Below are 19,271 nucleotides of genomic sequence, written 5' to 3' on the forward strand. Positions count from 1 at the left end.
CTGTTCGGCCCGGAGCACCAGCGGCCATCCGCATCAAGTCAACACTTCATTGATGACACGGAGTAAAGCGACGCGGCATCATTTCCTACTTTACGTCTACGAAGACGAGTAACCGCGGCCCAAGGCGTGGCGAACGGTTGAGAAGCACCCCTGCATCGCTCGCGACTCGGAGCCTCGACCATGCGATACGCCGCAACCCTTCTCGCCCCCGTGCTCCTGTCGTCCGTCTCGGGGCCTGCCGGCGCGGCTGAGCGCCCGGTGGTCGTCGAGCTGTTCACTTCGCAGAGTTGCTCGTCGTGTCCGCCCGCCGAGGCGCTGCTCGGTCGGCTCGCTCACGAGGGTGCGGACGTGCTGCCGCTCGCGTTCCACGTGACCTACTGGAACCACCTGGATTGGCGTGACGCCTATTCCCTGCCGGCCGCGACGGCGCGTCAGAGCGCCTACGCGGCGCGGTTGCGTGGTTCGAGCTACACGCCTCAGGCCGTCGTCGATGGTCACCTGGACGTTCTCGGCTCCGACGAGGCGGCGTTGCGCGCCGCCGTCGCACGCGCACGCGCTCGGCGATCGGTCCCCGTCTTCCTGGTGCGGGATGGCGGCGGCTTGGCGGTGAAACTCGGAGCCGCGAGCGGTTCCGGATCGGTCGTGCTGGTCGGGTTCGACCCGAGTCACACGACGCGGGTTGCGCGAGGCGAGAATGCCGGTCGCACGATCGAGCAGACCAACATCGTGCGTTCGCTGCGCGAGATCGGCCGATGGTCGGGTGCCGCGATGACGCTCAGCACACCCCTACCGGCAGGCGAGACCGCGGCGGTGCTGGTCCAAGCACCTGACGGGACCATCCTCGGCGCCGCACGCCTTTAGTCGGACGGCGACACTCGAACCGGCCGTCGCCCGGTGATCCCCGCCGTTTCTCCACCTGACGGAGAGCCTTTCTCATCGCACCTCGTCATCACCTCTGCTGTCGAGGCAGAGCGTAGGCGGACCGGGGCACGGATCGGCGGGAGTCGGATGGCGGTCGAAGAGGATCTCGCCCGCTTGATGGCGGCAGCGCAAGCCGGCGACGCGGCGGCCTACCGGGTTCTCCTGAAGGCGTGCCTGCCGATGGTGGCGGGCATTGCCCGGCGCAAGGGGCGAGGGGCGAGGCAGTGGACGATGGCGTGCAGGACGCGCTCATGACGGTGCATCGGGCGAGAGCGGTCTATGACCCCCGCCGACTCCTCCTGCCGTGGCTGCACGCGATTGCCCGACGCCGGGGGATCGACCGAGTGAGGCGGGCGGGCCGCCGTCCGCAGGAGGTCCACGATCCCCTGGCCTATGACGCCGAGGTCGATCCCGGCCCCGCTACCGGCACGGCGCCGGGGGCGGGCGAGCGAAGCATGGCACTGGCTCGCGCAGTCGCCGCCCTGGCGGAGTGCCAACGTCAGGCGATCGAGCATCTCGGCCTGCGCGAGTTGTCGCTGGACGAGACCGCGCGGCTCATCGGCCGCAGCAAGGGAGCGCTGAAGGTCAACCTGCACCGAGCCATCGAGGCTCTGCGCACCAGCCTGATCCAGGAGAAGGAGTGATGGTCACGCTCAGCCCTCACGACAAGCTTGTCGCGGACCTCGCAGAAGGTTTGAAACCCGTGCGACCGCTGCCTGCGCCGGGCGTCCGTGCCGTGTTCTGGTTCGGGGGGGCGATGCTCGTCGGATTGATCCTAGCCACACGGATGGATGCGGGCGATCTTCTGATCCGGATGCGCGCACCGAACCTGATGCTCGCCGCGCTCGGGGCCATGTCGACGGCGGTGACCGCAGCCCTCTCCGCCTTCGCCACCGCCGTGCCGGGACGCTCCGGCGCTTGGGCGCTGCTGCCGCTGCCCGCCGTCGTCCTGTGGATCGGCGCGAGCGGCCTGGGCTGCCTGTACGGTCGGATTGTTCCCGGCACCGGCATCTCCGGCCCCCACGACATGAGGATGTGCCTCGGTGTCCTGGTCTGTGTGTCGGTGCCGCTCTCGGCGCTGATGGTCGTCATGGTGCGCCGGGCCTGCCCGCTTCGGCCGAACCTGACGGCGGCGTTGGGAGGGTTGGCCGTCGCCGCGGTCGCCGCGACAATGCTGATGCCGTTCCACCCCTACGACGCCACCGCGACGGATCTCGCCTTGCACGCCGCCGTCCTGCTCGGCGTGATCGGACTCAACAGGATCCTGGCCGGTCCCCTGCTCGCAGGACGAAGCTGATCCTGCGAGGCCTGAGCGCGGGGGATGATCCCCCGACAGCGAAGCCTCCCGCTCCGCCTCGATCCGGCGTACCAGCCACACACGCCCTTCTCGGCGGTGTCTGGATGCGAGACCTCCTTGGCGCGTGCGACTACCTTGAGGGCTTTCGGGAGCGCATCCGGGTCCGGCGGTTTGGTGACGGGCTTGGCGAGCTCAGGCTTCGCCTTTAGCCGCTCGCGCAGGACCATGTCGGGTGAGCGGCCTTTCAGGACGCGCTGACGGCGGCCGTTGTAGGCGACGTTGAAGCCAGCCAGCAGCGTCTCAAGATCCTGGTGGCTCCAGAGCGTGATGCCCAGCACCTCCCTTTGCACGCGACCGTTGAAGCGCTCGACCATGCCATTGGTGCGCGGCGTGTAGGGCTTGGTCATGCGATGCTGCACACCGTGCCGCTTGCAGGCGTGCTCGAAGGCGTCGGCGGTGAAGCACGAGCCGCGGTCGGTGAGCACGTGCGTGACCTTGAAGGGAAAAGCGCCGAGCGCCTCGTCGAGGAAGGCGACGGCCGAGGCGGTGGTCTCGTCGTCTTTGACGGCCAGGTGCACGGAGCGGGAGGCGCGGTCGATGGCGACGTACAGGTAGCGCTTGCGCGAGACGCGGTCGCGATCCTGCAGCTTGGGCAGGTGCTTCACGTCCACGTGGATGAAGCCGACCTCGTAGTCTTTGAACGCGCTGTGCGGCTTGCGGGCCTTCTCGGCGGGCGGCAGCCGGTTGAGGCCCTCGGCCTTGAGGATGCGGTAGACCGCGTCCCGGTTCAGGTGCGGCAGGAAGTGGCTGACCACGAAGGTGAGATCATCGAGCGGAAAGCCGGTGCTGCGGCGGAGCGCGCACACGATGGCGCGCTCCTCATCGCTGGCTTGTCCTCAGCAGCTTATGCGGCCGGGCCGAGCGGTCCTGGCAATCGGCAGGTCCGCGCTTGCGCCACTTGCGGATGGTCTCGGTGGAGACGCCGTAGCGCTTGGCCAGCACGCCGGAGCGCTCGGATGAGCGGGCGATCTCGGCGCGAACCGCCGGGGTGGTGCGAGCTTGGGGGTGGATGGCGAGCATCAGCGGGCCCTCCGGCGGGAGCCGCGGCCACGGCAGCCGTCAAAGCGCCAAGCATGCTCCTCAATGGCCCAACGCACCCGATCCCAACAACGTTCCACTACCAGACAGCTAGGCATAATCCCGGATCATCGTGGCCGGGCTCGGGGAAAGCCTCATGCGGCTCTGGACGGTCTCGACGTAGAAGATTGTCGCGAGGGTCACCTTCCGAAATCGGGGCCGGGGTCCGGATCTCGCTTCTCGGCAGGTTTGGTTCTACGGCGGGCGAGCCAAGTCAGGTGCCGTTTCGGGTCGTGCGCCTTGAGGACACCCGTCGCGATGTCCGAAACCTCGTCCCGATTGAAGTCCACGACGCCGAGCAACTCCTCCGGTGCGCCAGCCGCGGCCGCGTCGAACAGGAGGCGGTCCGGCCGCTCTGGGTCGGCGTCGATAAGGTCGGGCCTCCTGTTCACGAGGGATCGCAGCGCGAGCATGAAGCTGGCCTCCAGAACCCTTCGACACTCCGAAGCCCTTTGACGGAAGGTTTCCGACAGCGCTGGATCCGCATCGACGTCCGCCAGCGGCATCGAGTAGTCACAAGCGAGGCATCGGGCGAGGCGCTCGGCGAAAGCGGGGAATCCCTCGCGGTCGCCGTAGGCGGAAAAGCCTGTTGGCGCGGCCGACGATCTTCTCGTACTCGATATGCCGCGAGATCAAGCCCTGGTCTATCCGGTCCTTCGGCCGGTCGGCCGCCACCTTCACGACGTAGAGCGTCCCCACGTCCAACGCGCGGACGACGACCTGCCGTCACGGCACTTCGATATGATCCACCGCGGGCGATTCTTCGATGTCACCGATGGCGATCCCACCCCAGATCGTGTTCACCGGGGTCGCGTCGATCTTGAAGCGCTCGCCGAAGCGCTTTCTGCCGTCCTGCTGCGCCAAGGCGTCGTCGTCGACTTCCGACAGATGCAAGTCGACGTCGTCGGTCTGGCTTCGTATCTCGTGTGCCGACAACGCAGTGCCGCCGAGGGTCACGACCGTCTCGAGCAGCCGGCGGAGGACGTCGACCGCCTCGGCGAATCCTGCCTTGCGGTTCTCGTCCATGTGTCCGCCACCCTGTCGTAATCAACAAGGTGCATCCCGGCCTCGTAAGCCACAAGCCCAGGAAGGTCGGCCCGGAGCCGGTCCGCCAGCCGGTCGAAGGTCGGCACGACGTCGTCGAGCGGGGAGGGCATGGCCTCGAAGAGGTGACGCGACGATCTGGATGCCTTCGCGAGCTCGCGCCGATTGCCGTCACGGAGATGCAACGCCCCGGCAAGGGCGCCCGTGAGATCGGGCCTCCATCGCTCGAAGGGAACGCCCCGCGCAAGCAGGCCCATGACCTGGGAAAGCGCCTCGTTCTCGGCATCGATCATGATCTCGACGGCGGCCCTATCGACGGGCGCGTCACCTGGGCGTCGACGCATGCTGAAATCGTTCGTCGCTACGCCTGACGTCATCGACCCGATATGCGGCTTTTCCGTGCGAACGCCAAGACCTTCGGCTATCCGGATCGCGCCGCGCAACTTCTCGTGCATTCCGCACCAGAATCCGGATAGGGCGATTTTTGGCGCGACGTCGTTCCCCCTCCGCAGCTTCTTCGAGAACCAATCCGGCCGCGGTCGGCGACCTGGCCCGGCATGGTGTCTTCCGCCCGGTTCGAGCGAACGGACGATGCTTGGCTCAACGACGGGCCTCGCCTTGATCGCGCGACGCGCTCCCGCCCGGGTTCGGACACTCGCGAGCCGACCAGCCTAGGATCCTGCCCGCGGGGCGTGCCACTCGCCGACGAGGTCAAGCGTGGCGGAGTAGATGACGGCCCAGCTTGCGCCACGCAGCCGGACCGTGAGGATGTGCCGCTCACCGTCGGCAACTTGTCGCGCGCCATGTCCGGCAGCGCGCCTATCGCCGCGTCGCGGGCTCCGGACGCATCCGGAAGGTCCATGCCCTCGTCGTCGTGGAGGGGATCGTCGCCGTCGTCGGTGTCGAAGAAGTAGCGCGGCATCAGGCGTCCAGGTCCGGGGAGCGGCACGCACCCATGGCCTTCGCCCACCTCCGGGCGACAACCGGCAGGGGACGCGGTTCAGGCCGCCAGGGGGCGATCCAACTGCAGGTAAGTCGAGTCGAACTCAGCCGCCTCGACCAGCCGCGTCCAGTCGTGGATGACGAGAAGCTTGCTCTTCAAGTCGATCAGCCTGTCGCGTCGCAGATCGCGCAGGGTGCGGTTGATGTGGACGCTGGTCAGGCCGCTCGCATCCGCGAGGTCCACCTGGGTCATCGGCATCGGGCAGCGGTGGTCGTGGGCCAGGCCGACCGAGGCCTGCTTCAGGTACAGCTCGCAGAACAGGTGCGCGAGCCGCTGGTAGGCCGGGCGGCGCCCGACGTTGGCGACCCACTCGCGGAAGATGGCCGCGTCGACCAGGGTGTCGCGCCAGAATGGGGCGTTGAAGTGCGGATGGCGCTCCAGGAGCTTGCGCAGCGCCTCGTGCGGGATGGCGACGGCCGCGACGTTGGTGACCGCGCCCAGACTGTGATCCATGACCGGCAGGTGGAGGCTGGGCAAGTCGGCCATGTCGCCGGCGACGTGGAAGGCGGAGATCTGCCGCCGTCCGCCGGTCAAAATCTTGTATCGCTGAACCCAGCCCTCGACGATCAACCAGCACTGGGTCGGTCGGTCACCCTCGCTCACGAGGTCCTGTCCTGCGGTGAACACCCGCGGGTGGACCGGCAGGCGCAGCACCGCCGCCTTGTCACGAGCGGAGAGGCGGGTGAGGCTACCCAGCTTGCGCAGGAGCGGGGTCAGCGGGTGTTCGGGAGCGGCAAACGCGGGCGTTGGCATGGCGACGTGACGGTGACGGTCGACAGGCTGAGATCTGACATGGATCAGATCGCGCGAGAGGCGGTCGCGTTCCAGGCCATGGATACCAATTTTCCGGTTATCCGGACTTTGAGGCGATGGCCGTCGGCTTGCCCGAGACCTCGGAGGGCGGCGTGGACGCCGTACGCGCGGCGGAATGCCTGCTGAAGGTGACGAAGGGTTGCGATGCGCTCTTGATCGGGCTCGGCATGGTCGAGGATGGACCGACGGCCTTCTTCATCCTCGACGCGGCTGCGGTCTGCGGGCTCGCTCCACGTGCCGGCGACGTCCGTCGGCACGCGGGATGGCTGGTGATCACGCCGCATGCCGGGGAGATGGCGCAGCTCCTGGACCGGAGCCGAGAGGCGATGGAGGCGGACCCGCTCGATGCGGCGCTCGCGACCCCGACGTGCTCGGGACGGTGGTGATGAAGAGTGCCAAGACCTGGATAATGGACCCGCGAGGCTCGCGTTGGCTCTACGAGGGCGGCGTCGGCCTGGCGACCCGCGGGCACGGGAGACGTCCTGGCCGGGGTCGTCGTCGGCCTGCTCGCGCGCGAGCTGGCGCCGATGGTCGCCGCCCTGTGGGGCGTGTTCCTGCATAGCGAGACCGGTAGGCGGCTGGCCGCCGCGGTCGGCTTCCCGGCCCGCGAGCTCTGCGGCGAGGTGCCGCGGCTGCTGCAGGTCACGTCGGGATAAGGCCTGCAGACCATCCCGTGCCCGGACCTTTCGGGAGCGCCGGGGCGGCCCGAGCGTCCCGCCGACCGCCTTCGGCGAACCATTTGCGTCCGATCAGTCCTGCCGACCGCTTCCACCCGGCGGCCCGGGGTCGCAATCCGCGTCGAGCTTCAGGGTAACGGTGCAGAGCATTCGGCCTTGCGCGTCGCGAATGCTGGCCACGAAGCGGCGCTTGCCATCGGATGGCGGAGCATCCCGACCGATGTCGGGCAGCGCCGCAATCGCGGCGTCGCGCGCCGCAGTGAGGTCCGGGTACTCCGTTCCCTCCTCGTCCACGAGGCGTTTGGCGCCTTCTTCGTAGTCGATGAAGTAGCGCGGCATGGGCGTTGACTGCGTCCGGGCTCAGGATCCGATGCCATCAAATCGGCCGCACGGCCTTGGTTGCATCGCGACGTCGCCGTCGTGCCGATATCGCGCCTAACCGGCTGTGGTTTCACAAATTATTGAAGGCTGCCGCGATTGAGGTATTTTCGTGGCATCCGTGCATAACTGAACAGACACGTGCCCCGGCTCTCGGTACGCGGCTTTGCAGTTCCTACGAACGGCGCCACCCGATGTCTCCCGACGACCTCTGCGGCAATCTCCTCCTCGCCGCCCTGCGTCCGCAGGACCGGGCTCTGCTCGCGCCCCACATGGAGCTCCGGGAGTGCAAACGCGGCGACGTGCTGTTCGAGGTCGACCAGGACGTCACCCACATCTCCTTCCCCGTCGGCCAGAGCGTCGCCGCCCTCGTGATCGTCCTCAAGAACGGCCGCAGCGTCGAGACCGCCGCGGTCGGCCACGAGGGCGCCATCGGCGGCGTGGTCAGCCAAGGGTCGCTGCCGGCGTTCAGCCAGGCCGTGGTCCAGGTGGGCGGCCCCGTGCTGCGCATGCCGACCATGAAGCTCCAAGCCGTCAAGGACGCGTCCCGCCCGCTGCGCAATCTGTTCACCCGCTACTCGGACTGCCTGCTCGCCCAGGTGCTGCAGTCGGTGGCCTGCAACGCCAGCCACCCCATCGAGGAGCGCTGCGCGCGCTGGCTGCTCGCCCTGCAGGACCGGCTCGGCGGCGACACGCTGCCCATCACGCACGAGATGCTGGCCGAGCTCCTCGGGGTCCAACGCTCGTACCTGACCCGAACCCTGCGCGACATGCAGCACCGAGGCCTGGTGAAGGTTCGCCGCGGCCGCATCACGGTTTGCAACCGCGGAGACATGGAGCAGGCGGCCTGCGAGTGCCACGGGGCCATCAAGCGGCACTTCCAGCGGGTGCTCGGCGCCCTGTACAGTCCCGGCGGCACCCTGCTGCAATTGCGCCCCAAGACAGAGGAGTGTGGGGGGCTCCGTGCGTCGTGAGTCTGCCCTTCATCGCGTTGACGGCCCGGTGACGGGATCGGACGACCCGGTCCGGGACCCCCGGCGTCTGCGGGCGCTCGACGGCTACGGCGTCCTCGACACGGCGCGCGAGCGGGCGTTCGACGACGTCGCGCGCCTCGCGGCCCGGCTTTGCGGGACGCCGATGGCGCAGGTCGGCCTCGTGGCCGGCGACCGGCATTGGTTCAAGGCGGAGGTCGGCACCGACGCCTGCGAGGTGCCGCTCAGCCACTCGGTCTGCCGCCACGCGCTGGGCCTGACCGCGGGCCTGCTGGTGATCCCCGACTTGGCGGACGACCCACGCACCCGCGGCAACCCGCAGGTCACCGGCGCGCCGCACCTGCGCTTCTACGCCGGCGCGCCGCTGCGCACGCCCACCGGCGAGATCCTGGGCACCGTGTGCGTGCTCGACACGGCGCCGCGTCCCGGGGGGCTCACCGCCGATCAGGGTGACAGCCTGGAGACGCTGGCCCGTCAGGTCATGAGCCTGCTCGCGATGGCCAGGGCGCTGCGCGAGCAGGGCAGGTTGCAGGACCGCATCCTCGACGGCGCCACCGACTATGCCATCATCGCGACGGACTGCGGCGGCCGGATCACCCGCTGGAACGAGGGGGCGCGGCGCATCCTCGGCTGGGGCGCGGGCGAGGTGCTTGGCGATCCCGCCGACGTGTTCTTCACGCCCGAAGACAGGGAAGCCGGCAGGCCGAAGACCGAGATGCGGCTGGCCCTGGAGCACGGGCGCGCCTCGGGCGAGCGCTGGCACCTGCGCAAGGACGGCGAGCGGTTCTTCGCCAGCGGCGAGATGATGCCGCTCAGCGACGGGGACGGGGCACCGGTCGGCTTCCTGAAGATCCTGCGCGACCGCACCGACCAGCGCCGGAACGAGGCGGTGCTGCGCGAGGCGCAGGATCAGTTGCGGCTGGCCATCGAGGCGACCGACATCGGCGTCTTCGACTACGACCTGACCACGGGCGCGCTCGTCTGGGACGACCGGGTGCGGGCGCTGTTCGGCCTGCCGCCTGGGGCGCCCGTCACCTACGACACGTTCGTCGCCGGCCTGCACCGGGAGGATCGCGCCGCAACCGACGCGGCGGTCCAGGCCGCGCTCGACCCGGCGGGCGACGGCAACTTCGACGTGGAGTACCGGACCCTCGGCCTCACGGACGGGGTCGAGCGGTGGGTGGCCGCGCGCGGGCGCCGCTTCGTCGAGGACGGGCGCGCGACCCGGTTCGTCGGGACGGTGCTCGACGTCACGGCGCGCAAGCGGGCCGAGGAGCGGCAGCGGCTGCTCGCCGGGGAGTTGCAGCACCGGATCAAGAACACGCTGGCGCTGGTCCAGGCCATCGCCGGGCAGACGCTGCGCGGCGCGCCCGACCCGGAGGAGGCGCGACGGGCGTTCGAGGCGCGGCTGATCTCGCTGGGGCGCGCCCACGACATCCTCACGGCCGTGGACTGGACGGCCGCACCCGTCGCGGACGTGGTCGAGGGAGCGCTCGCGCCGCACCGCCACGCCGACCCCTTGCGCCTGCGCTGGGGCGGGCCCGACGTGCTCCTGACGGCGAGGGTCGCCTTGTCGATGGTCCTCGTCCTGCACGAGCTCTGCACCAACGCCGCCAAGTACGGTGCGCTCTCGAATGCGGGCGGTTCGGTCGACGTGTGCTGGCAGGTCGAGCACCGGGCCGAGGGCGAGCCGCTCTTCCGCCTGACGTGGGCGGAGAGCGGAGGGCCGGCGCTGTCAGGGCCGCCCGGGCGGAAGGGGTTCGGCTCGCGGCTGATCGAACGCACCTTCACGGCCGAAACCGGCGGCGAGGCCCGGCTGACCTACGCGCCGGGCGGCCTGGTCTGCGCGCTGGAGGCACCGTTGACCGCCGTGCAGGAGCGCCGCCCGGTACCGGAGGGGAGCAACGACGCGGGGCGATGACGACGGGTGCGAGCGGGGCGGGGCGTCCTTTCGCAAGCACCGCGGCGTGAGACGGCCCCTTCCGCCCGAATCCCTCGGTACGGCACGGCGGCTTGCCGTCCGTGATCGGGCTTGAACGAAGGCCGGCGCTTCTTCCACAAAGGGCAACCCGAAACGGCTTCGATGCGACTCGTGGGATGGAAGGTGCGCCCACGACACCCCTGAACCTTCGCGGCCATCTCGCTGACCGACACCGGATCGGGCATCGCGCCCGAGATCCTCGCCCGGGTGTTCGAACCGTTCTTCACGACGAAGGAGGTGGGCAAGGGCACCGGGCTCGGCCTCAGCCAGGTCTTCGGCTTCGCCAAGCAGTCCGGCGGCGACATCGCGGTCGAGAGCCGGCTCGGGCGGGGCACGACCTTCACCCTCTACATGCCGGAGGTCGAGCCCGCACGAAACGAGGAGGCAGCGCCCATCGAGAAGGGCGTTCCAACCGAAGGAGCCGGCCAGCGCGTCCTGGTGGTGGAGGACAACGTCGACATCGGCCGGTTCGCCACGCAGATCCTGCAGGACCTCGGATACGAGACGACCTGGGCGGCCAATGCGGACGAGGCGCTGGCACGTCTCGGCGAGGATGGCTCCGGCTTCGACGCGGTGTTCTCGGACGTGGTCATGCCGGGCATGAACGGGGTCGAGTTCGGGCGGGAAGTCAGGCGGCGGTTCCCGGGGACGCCCGTGATCCTGACCTCGGGCTACAGCCACGTGCTCGCCCAGGAAGGCAGCCACGGCTTCGAACTCCTCAACAAGCCGTACTCGACCGAGCAGCTCTCGCGCATCCTGCAGCGGGTCGTGGTCGGAGGGGCCGGCCGTCTTGCCTGAACGGCCTCCGACGCCCGGGGAAGTCTCCCGATCAGTGGTGCTTCTCGGTCAGGTTCCTTCGCCGTCGGGTTGTCGCGCCAGCCGCCGACCGTGCTAAGCCCTAGGTTGCATCGCGACCGCACCCGCCGCTTCCCGCGACGGGCGGTCCGATGCGCGGACCGCCGAACCCGTTTCCGATCATGACCGAGATCGTCGCGACCGAGTTTCCCTTGTTCCTCGCGGGAGGCGGGCGGATGGGCGCGATGATGCGCGCTCACGACTGGTCGAGCTCGCCTCTCGGGCATCCCGACGCGTGGCCGCCCTGCTTGCGCTCGACGGTGAGCCTGCTGCTGGGCTCGCGCTTCCCGATGTTCGTGGCCTTCGGGCCCGAACTCGGCTTCCTCTACAACGACGCCTACGCCGAGATCCTGGGCGGCAAGCATCCCGCCGCGCTCGGGCGGCGCTTCCGCGACGTCTGGTCGGAGATCTGGCCCGACATCGCGCCCTTGGTCGACCGGGCGATGGCCGGCGAGGCGACCTGGGCGGAGGACATGCCGCTGACCATGAACCGGCACGGCCACGACGAACTGACCCGGTTCACCTTCTCCTACTCGCCGGTGCGCGACGAGGGGGACCGGGTCGCCGGGATGTTCTGCGCGTGCACCGAGACCACCGGGCGCCTGCGGACCGAGCAACGCCTGCGCGAGAGCGAGGAGCAGCTCCGGCTCGCCACCGAGGCGGCCGAGGTCGGGTTGTGGGACGTCGACGAGGCCAACGGAACCATGTTCTGGCCGGCCCGCGTCAAGGCGATGTTCGGGATCTCGCCCGACGTGCCCGTCTCGATGGCCGACTACTACGCCGGCCTGCATCCGGAGGACCGCGACCGGACCGGCGCCGCCTACGCCGCCGCGGCGGACCCAGGCCGGCGCGCCGTCTACGACGTCGAGTACCGCACGGTCGGCCGGGAGGACGGCGTCGTGCGCTGGGTCGCCGCCAAGGGGCGCGGCATCTTCGACGGCGACCACTGCGTCCGGGTCCTCGGCACCGCCATCGACATCACCGACCGCAAGCGGGCGGAGGAGGCACTGCGCGGAAGCGAGGAGCAGTTCCGCGTCCTCTCGCAGGTGCTGCCGAACTTCGTCTGGGCCACGGACGCCGCCGGCGCCGCCTACTGGTTCAACGAGCGCGTCTACGCCTACACGGGGATGCGGCCCGGCGAGCTCGACGGCGACGGCTGGCAGTCGTTCATCCACCCGGACGATCGGGACCGGGTGGTCGGGGTCTGGCGCGAGGCGGTGTCCGCCCGCGCCAGCTACCAGTGCGAGTACCGCGTCAGGGGCGCCGACGGCGGCTACCGCTGGTTCCTGGCCCGGGCGCAACCGGTGCTGGCGAGCCACGGCGCGATCGTGCGCTGGGTCGGCACCAGCACCGACGTGGACGATCAGAAGCGCGACATGGCCGAGCTCGTGCGGTTCAACGAGACCCTGGAGCAGCGCGTGGCCGAGCGCACGGCCGAGCACGACCGGGTCTGGCGCAACTCGCGCGACCTGCTCGTGGTCGTGGGCGCCGACGGCATCTTCCGCGGCGTCAACCCCACCTGGGAAGCGATCCTGGGGCACAGCCCCTCGGAGGTGGTGGGGCATCACTTCGGCGAGTTCATCTGGCCCGAGGACGCCGACGCGACCCAGGCGGCGCTGGAGCGCGCCGCCTCGGCCGACGACCTCACCGACTTCGAGAACGGCTACCGGCACAAGGACGGAACCCCGCGCCGGATCTCCTGGCGCACGTCGGTCGAGGGCGACCTCGTCTACGCCTACGGTCGCGACGTGACCGCCGAGAGGGGCCAGGCCGAGGCCCTGCGCCAAGCGGAGGAGGCGCTGCGGCAATCGCAGAAGCTGGAGGCGATCGGGCAGCTGACCGGGGGCGTCGCGCACGACTTCAACAACCTGCTGACCATCATCCGCTCGTCCGTGGACTTCCTGCGGCGCCCGGACCTCGCCGAGGAGCGCAGGGGCCGGTACCTGAACGCCGTGTCGGAGACGGTGGATCGGGCCGCCAAGCTGACCGGACAGCTCCTCGCCTTCGCTCGGCGCCAGACCCTGAAGCCGGAGACGCTCGACGTCGGCGCGCGCCTTCGCGCGGTGGGCGAGCTGCTCGACACGGTCACCGGGGCGCGGATCAAGGTGGTGACCGAGGTGCCGGACCAGCCCTGTTTCGTACGGGTGGACGTCAGCCAGTTCGAGACCGCGCTCGTCAACATGGCAGTGAACGCCCGCGACGCGATGGACGGCGTGGGCACGCTGAGGCTGGTCCTCTGTCACGGCGCGGCGTTGCCGCCCATCCGCGGGCACGCCGCCGCGGCGGGCCCGTTCGCGGCCGTGTCCATCGCGGACACCGGGTCGGGCATTCCGGCCGACGTGCTGGCCCGCGTCTTCGAGCCGTTCTTCACCACGAAGGAGGTCGGAAAGGGGACCGGTCTGGGCCTCAGCCAGGTCTTCGGCTTCGCCAAGCAGTCCGGCGGGGACGTCGCGGTCGAGAGCGAGCCCGGCGGGGGCGCGACCTTCACCCTCTACCTGCCCGAGGTCGAGCCCGAGGATCACGCCGAAGAGGGTGCGGACCAGGCGGACGGGCCGGCCCCCGACGGGGCCGGCCGGCGGGTACTGGTGGTCGAGGACAACGTCGAGGTCGGTCGCTTCGCCACGCAGATCCTGGAGGATCTCGGTTACGCGACGACCTGGGCGCCCAATGCCGAGGAGGCGCTCGACAGGCTCGGCACGGACGGCGCGGGCTTCGACGTGGTGTTCTCGGACGTGATCATGCCCGGCATGGGCGGGATAGAGCTCGCTCGCCTGCTCAAGCGGCGGCTGCCGAACCTGCCGGTGGTGCTGGCCTCGGGGTACAGCCACGTCCTTGCCCAGGAGGGTGCCCACGGCTTCGAGTTGCTGCACAAGCCCTATTCGGCCGACCAGGTCTCGCGCATCCTGCGCAAGGCGGTCTGGCGTCGGCCGACGGGGCGCAGGAATACCGTTTCCTGAGGTCAGGGTCGCCGACTTGCGCTTCGGCATAGGCGATCCGGGGCGAGCGCCTCCCGATACCGGCTTCGGGCCACCTCGTCGTCCCGCAGCAATGGCGATCGTGCTTTCGGCCGGGGGCGCCCGCGTGCAGGATGTTGCCTACGTCGAGGGCTGGCGGCCCCAGTTCCCGCCAACGTCGATGGCGGCTCGGTCCACGCGCCTACGGCGCCGCTGCGTCTCCTGCCGCGCGGGTTCGCGACCGAGGTCGAACAGCAGCGCGTCCGCCCGCGCTTTCAGGGTCGGATTCCCCAATTCGACGACGGCCTGCTGGGCGGTCATCGAGAACAGGTCGAGGCTGCCCCCGGTCCCGTGTCGGTCCTGCAGGAAGCGCAGTTCCAGAACGCTGAAGCGTATCATGGCCCTGGCGCCATCCCATTCCGACGCCAAGCCGGATCCATGCGTAGCATTGACCCGGCACCTATCCGTATCGGGTCGCCGGCGATCCGCGCCGAGGCCGGATTCCCGTCCTGGCCAAACGGCCGGCGACCCTCGGTCAGGCAACCTTTGCGGAAGCTCCCGCCAAGTCCGGATGGCGAAGTCCCGACGGCACGCTCAAGCCCGCGTTGCCTCCCTCGCACCAGGCGACTTCGACCGACGAGCAATTGCCGTCGCGGGTCTCGAACTCGACAACGTCGCCCGGGGTCAAAGACGGTGCATCGGCGATGCGGGCGCCGTGCGCGGAGACCTCCACCACGCGGACGGCGTGCCGCCGTCCCCGCATGTACAGACCGGCCGCCTCGTCCACGGCGACGCGCACCGTGCCGCGCCGCTCGTCGAGGTCGGTCGTCACACGCCGGACGAATAGGGTCACCGACCTCGCGAGGTCCGCCGCCACGGCCTCGAGGGTCTCGGACGCGGCGAGTGCCGTGCCGGCGTGGTGCCGAGTCTCATCGGTGGCACGGGACACGGCGACAGCGCCGGCGTGCGCCTCCGTGCTACCCTGGGCGACCTGCGCGACCGTGCGCGAGATCTCCTGCGTGGCCGACCGCTGCTGGTCCACCGAGGCCGCGATGGATGTCGTGAGGGCGTTCACTTCCTGCGTGGCCGAAGCCATGGCGTGGACGGAGCCGACGGTGCGCCGCGTCGAGGCCTGGATGGCCTCGACCTGAGACACGATGTCGTCGGCCGCCTTCATGGTCTGACCCGACAGCGCCTTCACCTCGGACGCCACCACAGCGAAGCCGCGGCCTGCCGCGCCGGCGCGGGCCGCCTCGATGGTGGCGTTGAGGGCCAGCAGGTTTGTCTGGTCGGCCACCGACTTGATCAGGCCCATGACGGTGCCGATGCGGTCGGCCACCACCGCGAGCTGCTCGACTTCGCCGCTCGTCGTCCGGGCGATCTCGGTCATGTGCGCGATCAGCTCGCGTGCCCGCGCGGTCTGGCCGGCGATGTCGGAGATGGAGGCGCTGAGCTCCTCGGCGCCTGCCGAGACCGAAAGCACGTTCTGCGCCGTCGCCGAAGCGGCGGTTTCCGACGCTGCGGCCTGCCGGCTCGACTGATCGGCGACCCCGCTCAGGGCCAGGGCGGTCTCGCGCATGCCGCTCGTCTCACGCTCGACCTTGTGCTCGATGGCGACCAGCGTGTCGCGGAACTCGGCCACGACTTCGCCGAGCCGGCGCTGCCGGTGGGCCTCCAGGCTGCGGTCCTGCGTCGCCGCCGCCTCGGCGCGCCGCTGCGCCAGGGCGCTATCCGCGGCCTGCCGCGTCGCGGCCTCGGCTGAGGCCAGGGACCGGGCGAGCTGGCGGGCTGCCAGCACCAAGGCGCCGGCCTCGGTGACCAGCACGACGGCGTGCAGGACGACGCGCAGGTACTCGGCCCCATTCGGGAACACCGCGACCGGGTAGAGCACGTTCAGCGCGAGGTGGTGGACGGCCACGACGCCGGCGGCCACCAGGATGGAGGACCAGCAGCACCAGCCCGCGGCGACGGCGAGAGCGGCGAAGAACACCATGTGGACGTCGATCTGCAGGTGCGTGCCGGAGGAGACCAGAACCAGCAGGCCCACCAGCATCATCAGGGCGGCCGACGAGATGTGGCGCGCCCCGGCCGACGCCCCACGGCTGCGGGCGATTGCGAGCGTCGCGCCGGGGAGGAAGACCGCGAGGACAGTCACGGGCACCGGCTGGACGTCCCGCCACCAGGCGAGCGCCGTCACGATGGCCGCGAGCACACCGAGCGCGACGAGCATGACGGGAAGGAAGGCGAGGCGGAGGCGGTCGAGGCTGCTGCTGTCGGTCACGGCTGATCTAGTCCGGCGAGTGTGGATGAGGGGCCGAAGCCCGCGAAGCATGTGCCGAGCGGGCCAGCGGCGAGGACGAGAAGGGCGCCATTTCGGCGGAGTTCGGCGACGGTGTCATGCCCGGCGGCATCCACCACAGCGACGTGGCCGCCGGTCGACAGCCACAGGATGGGCGCGCCCGAGGCGACCACCGCATGGGGGATCGGCGCGTCGGGGAAGAGGGTGAAGACGGCGACCGGCTCGCCGGCTCGTGGGGCGAGCGCCACGACCGCCGGCGCGAGGCCGCAGGTCGCGACGAGTGCGCCGGTAGAGAGCGTGAGGCACAACCGCGACCCAGCCCGGGGAGGCTTGCCTGACGTCGGTATTCGCACGCACATGTCCCGCCCTGCCACACGCCGAAGTCAGTTTGCGAGGCCCCGTTCGTAGACGAACGAGGTTGACGTCCCCTTGTAGTCGCCGACCTAAGCACTTTTCCTGTTTTCGGGCGTGAGCGGGATCGTGCCATGCGTGTATTGCGTGAACTACGCGATGGGCGACGGTCGTCCCATCAGGTAGCCCTGCGCCTCGTGGCACTGCTCGGCGACGAGGAAGCCGAGCTCCGCCTCGGTCTCGACGCCCTCGGCCAAGACCGGCAGACCGAGGCCGCGGCCAAGACCGAGCGCACGATGGCCGCCGTCGTCTCGTTGCTGTCGACCGAGCGCACGAACGAGCCGTCGATCTTGATCTTGTCGAAGGGGAACGACGATAGCTTCGACAGCGACGAATAGCCCGTGCCGAAGTCGTCCATGGCGATGCGCACGCCCAGCGACTTCAACTGCCGCAGCGTGAGGAGCGCCCGGTTCGGGTCGCTGACAAGAGCCGTCTCGGTCACCTCGACCTCCAGCCGGTGGGGCGCCAACCCGGTCCGGAGCAGCACCTCGTGCACGAGGGTGACGAAGTGGATGCTGTGGATCTGCACCGCCGAGACGTTGACCGCGATGGTGAGGGGTTGCGTCCAGGTCGCCGCTTCGCGGCAGGCCTCGCGCAGGACCCACTCGCCGATCTGCAGGATGGCGTCGCTCTCCTCGGCGATGGGGATGAACACGGCGGGCGAGACGTAGCGCCGCTCGGGGTGCTTCCAGCGCAGCAGCGCCTCGAAGCCGATGACGGCGCCCGTGCCGACGTCGGTCTGCGGCTGGTAGACGAGCTTCATCTCCCCGCGGGCCACCGCGTGGCGCAAGTCTTGTTCCAGGAGGCGGCGCTCGCGCACCTCCACGCCCATCCTGGCCTCGAAGAAGCGGTAGGTGCCGCGCCCTTCCGACTTCGCCCGGTAGAGTGCGGTATCGGCGTTGCTCAGAAGCGCCGCCCGCTCGTCGGCGTCGTCCGGGTAGAGCGCGATGCCGATGCTGGTGGCGACCTGGGGGCCGGTGCCCACGGTGCGGCCGGAGCGCAGCGCCTCCAGGATGCGCTCGGCCAACCGACCCGCGGCACCGGCCTGCTCGCACGGCATCAGCACCGCGAACTCTTCGCCTCCGAGCCGGGCCACCATCTGGGTGTCGTCGAGCTCGGACGAGACGATGCGCGCAACGTTCTCCAGCAGGGCGTCGCCGGCGGCGTGGCCGAACAGGTCGTTGACTTCCTTGAAGCGGTCGAGGTCGAGGCACAGCATCGCGAGCTTGCGCCCGCCCGCGTCGGCGGCGCGCATCTCCTGGTCGAGCTTCTTGCCGAAGCTGGCGCGGTTGGCCAGCCCGGTGAGCGCATCGTGGTGGGTGAGGAACTGGATCTGGCTCTCCGCTTGCCGCCGGGCGCGCAGGTCGCGGACGGCGACGGCGTAGTGCGGCCGGCCGGCATGCTCGACCGGCTGCATGATGACCTCGACCGGCACCATGGTCCCGTTGGCGAGCCGCAGCTCGGCCTCGACCGGCCGCTCGGGCTGACCGGCCAGCGCGAGCCGGGCCGCGTCGCCCGGCAGGTGCGCCGACAGGGCCGTGCCCGCGAGCGCGGCTTGCGGCAGACCGACGAGCCGGGCGAAGCTTCGGTTCGCGCTCGCCACCGTGTCGCCGGTGCAGACGACGAGCCCCTCGACCGCGGCGTCGGCGAGGCTGTGCAGGCGGTCCGCCTCGAGCTTGGCGTGACGCCGGTCGCGCAGGTCGAGGGCCAGCGCTGCGGCCGCCAGGAGCAGGATGGCGAAGCTCGCCAGCGCCACCGCGACGGCGAGCCACGCGTTCGGAACCGCCGCCTCGGAGACGGCGAGCGTCGGGTCCGGCGTGACCGTGACCGCGCTCATGGCGGTGAAGTGATGGCTGCAGATGGCAAACAGCAGCAGGAGCGCGGCGGGCACCTGCCGCAGCAGGCCGCGGCCCCCGACCTGCGCCGCCAGCGCGGCGCCGCCAAGGAGGCTGCCGAGCGCGAGCGAGACGGCCACGGTGGTCGGGTCCCAGGCCTTGTGGCCGGCGACGTCGTAGGCGGCCATGCCGGTGTAGTGCATCGCCGCGATACCGAGGCCGAGGACCGCGCCGCCGGCCCACGCCGCCAGGCATCCGCCGACCAGCACCGCGAGCGAGAGGCCGGAGCCGGCCAGCGTGGCGGCGATGACCAGAGACAGGGCGGTCAGCGCGAGGTCGTAACCGCCGGGCACGCCGGGTTCGAAGGCGAGCATGGCGACGAAGTGGGTCGCCCAGATGCCGGACCCGCCGGCGGCGGCGACGGAGAGCCAGCCGGCCTGCGCCCAGCCGGCGGCCGGGCGCGCATGGCTGACGAGGCAGACCGTCGTCAGGGACGCCAGCGAGCAGACGGCGACCGCCAGGGCTACGAGCCGAAAGTCGTGGGTCTCAACGAGGCAGCCTACGACGGTGATCATGGAACGGCCCCCGAATAGTTCGGGTCCTCACCATGGGGTGTTCCGGTTGAAATCGATTTAATGGCGGGCAACCTACCTGTCTGTTCATAGGGACCTGTG

The 19,271-nt window shown here is 70.2% G+C and carries 16 protein-coding genes and 4 pseudogenes; 10 read left to right on the plus strand and 10 right to left on the minus strand.

Annotated features, from left to right (window positions below; all coding sequences use genetic code 11):
- The first annotated feature begins 180 nt into the window (after positions 1 to 180).
- The 3 genes from ACX9MN_RS09720 (at position 181) to ACX9MN_RS09730 (ending at position 2,218) form a co-directional block, all read left to right on the plus strand.
- Positions 181 to 861 (plus strand): DUF1223 domain-containing protein, encoded by a 681-nt coding sequence (locus ACX9MN_RS09720; RefSeq protein WP_408903026.1) that lies wholly within the window; start codon positions 181 to 183, stop codon positions 859 to 861.
- Between the two features lie 296 nt (positions 862 to 1,157).
- Positions 1,158 to 1,565, plus strand: coding sequence for a sigma-70 family RNA polymerase sigma factor (locus ACX9MN_RS09725; RefSeq protein ID WP_408903027.1), 408 nt, complete (start codon positions 1,158 to 1,160; stop codon positions 1,563 to 1,565).
- Entirely contained in the window at positions 1,565 to 2,218 is a 654-nt protein-coding gene (locus ACX9MN_RS09730; protein WP_408903028.1) for an NrsF family protein, read from the plus strand. The genes ACX9MN_RS09725 and ACX9MN_RS09730 overlap by 1 nt, the downstream gene beginning before the upstream one ends.
- A 98-nt stretch (positions 2,219 to 2,316) precedes the next feature.
- On the opposite strand, the pseudogene ACX9MN_RS09735 reads toward ACX9MN_RS09730, so the two are convergent.
- The 3 genes and pseudogenes from ACX9MN_RS09735 to ACX9MN_RS09745 all read right to left on the minus strand — a co-directional run.
- A pseudogene (locus ACX9MN_RS09735) lies at positions 2,317 to 3,298 on the minus strand (IS481 family transposase); the annotation flags it as partial.
- Positions 3,299 to 3,495: 197 nt separating this feature from the next.
- Entirely contained in the window at positions 3,496 to 3,861 is a 366-nt protein-coding gene (locus ACX9MN_RS09740) for a hypothetical protein (protein ID WP_408903029.1), read from the minus strand.
- 220 nt (positions 3,862 to 4,081) lie between these two features.
- Positions 4,082 to 4,381, minus strand: a complete 300-nt coding sequence (locus ACX9MN_RS09745) for a hypothetical protein (protein WP_408903030.1) — start codon at positions 4,379 to 4,381, stop codon at positions 4,082 to 4,084.
- Positions 4,382 to 4,410: 29 nt separating this feature from the next.
- Between ACX9MN_RS09745 and ACX9MN_RS09750 the strand changes: the two genes are divergently transcribed.
- Positions 4,411 to 4,770, plus strand: coding sequence for a hypothetical protein (locus ACX9MN_RS09750; RefSeq protein WP_408903031.1), 360 nt, complete (start codon positions 4,411 to 4,413; stop codon positions 4,768 to 4,770).
- Positions 4,771 to 4,820: 50 nt separating this feature from the next.
- Here the strand turns inward: ACX9MN_RS09750 and ACX9MN_RS09755 are convergent, their stop codons facing one another.
- Together ACX9MN_RS09755 and ACX9MN_RS09760 are read right to left on the minus strand one after the other, a co-directional pair.
- The gene (locus ACX9MN_RS09755; protein WP_408903032.1) at positions 4,821 to 5,321 is read right to left on the minus strand and encodes a DUF6894 family protein; all 501 of its coding nucleotides are present in this window, start codon (positions 5,319 to 5,321) and stop codon (positions 4,821 to 4,823) included.
- Positions 5,322 to 5,399: 78 nt separating this feature from the next.
- Positions 5,400 to 6,155, minus strand: coding sequence for a Crp/Fnr family transcriptional regulator (locus ACX9MN_RS09760; RefSeq protein ID WP_408903033.1), 756 nt, complete (start codon positions 6,153 to 6,155; stop codon positions 5,400 to 5,402).
- A gap of 116 nt (positions 6,156 to 6,271) precedes the next feature.
- Here ACX9MN_RS09760 and ACX9MN_RS09765 point away from each other — a divergent pair, with 116 nt between their 5' ends.
- Complete coding sequence (locus ACX9MN_RS09765) at positions 6,272 to 6,601, plus strand: hypothetical protein (protein ID WP_408903034.1); 330 nt, start codon at positions 6,272 to 6,274, stop codon at positions 6,599 to 6,601.
- A gap of 72 nt (positions 6,602 to 6,673) precedes the next feature.
- Positions 6,674 to 6,871: pseudogene (locus ACX9MN_RS09770) on the plus strand (NAD(P)H-hydrate dehydratase); the annotation flags it as partial.
- 93 nt (positions 6,872 to 6,964) lie between these two features.
- Here the strand turns inward: ACX9MN_RS09770 and ACX9MN_RS09775 are convergent.
- Positions 6,965 to 7,231, minus strand: a complete 267-nt coding sequence (locus ACX9MN_RS09775; protein WP_408903035.1) for a DUF6894 family protein — start codon at positions 7,229 to 7,231, stop codon at positions 6,965 to 6,967.
- A gap of 233 nt (positions 7,232 to 7,464) precedes the next feature.
- Between ACX9MN_RS09775 and ACX9MN_RS09780 the strand changes: the two genes are divergently transcribed.
- The 4 genes and pseudogenes from ACX9MN_RS09780 (at position 7,465) to ACX9MN_RS09795 (ending at position 14,055) form a co-directional block, all read left to right on the plus strand.
- The gene (locus ACX9MN_RS09780) at positions 7,465 to 8,244 is read left to right on the plus strand and encodes a Crp/Fnr family transcriptional regulator (RefSeq protein WP_408903036.1); all 780 of its coding nucleotides are present in this window, start codon (positions 7,465 to 7,467) and stop codon (positions 8,242 to 8,244) included.
- Between the two features lie 28 nt (positions 8,245 to 8,272).
- Positions 8,273 to 10,183 (plus strand): PAS domain S-box protein, encoded by a 1,911-nt coding sequence (locus ACX9MN_RS09785; protein ID WP_408903037.1) that lies wholly within the window; start codon positions 8,273 to 8,275, stop codon positions 10,181 to 10,183.
- A 207-nt stretch (positions 10,184 to 10,390) separates the two neighbouring features.
- Positions 10,391 to 11,041 (plus strand): annotated as a pseudogene (locus ACX9MN_RS09790) (response regulator); the annotation flags it as partial.
- Between the two features lie 233 nt (positions 11,042 to 11,274).
- Complete coding sequence (locus ACX9MN_RS09795) at positions 11,275 to 14,055, plus strand: hybrid sensor histidine kinase/response regulator (RefSeq protein WP_489725219.1); 2,781 nt, start codon at positions 11,275 to 11,277, stop codon at positions 14,053 to 14,055.
- 138 nt (positions 14,056 to 14,193) lie between these two features.
- On the opposite strand, the gene ACX9MN_RS09800 is transcribed toward ACX9MN_RS09795, so the two are convergent.
- The 4 genes and pseudogenes from ACX9MN_RS09800 to ACX9MN_RS09815 form a co-directional block, all read right to left on the minus strand.
- Positions 14,194 to 14,451, minus strand: coding sequence for a cupin domain-containing protein (locus ACX9MN_RS09800; RefSeq protein ID WP_408903040.1), 258 nt, complete (start codon positions 14,449 to 14,451; stop codon positions 14,194 to 14,196).
- Positions 14,452 to 14,587: 136 nt separating this feature from the next.
- Positions 14,588 to 16,333 carry a methyl-accepting chemotaxis protein gene (locus tag ACX9MN_RS09805; protein ID WP_408903041.1) on the minus strand — a complete coding sequence of 582 codons (1,746 nt, stop codon included), beginning with the start codon at positions 16,331 to 16,333 and terminating at the stop codon, positions 14,588 to 14,590.
- A complete protein-coding gene (locus ACX9MN_RS09810; protein WP_408903042.1) occupies positions 16,330 to 16,659 on the minus strand; it encodes a hypothetical protein in 330 nt (109 codons plus the stop codon). The genes ACX9MN_RS09805 and ACX9MN_RS09810 overlap by 4 nt, the downstream gene beginning before the upstream one ends.
- 195 nt (positions 16,660 to 16,854) lie before the next feature.
- A pseudogene (locus tag ACX9MN_RS09815) lies at positions 16,855 to 19,172 on the minus strand (putative bifunctional diguanylate cyclase/phosphodiesterase).
- Between the last annotated feature and the right edge of the window lie 99 nt (positions 19,173 to 19,271).

Source organism: Methylobacterium sp. 1A (assembly GCF_058072805.1).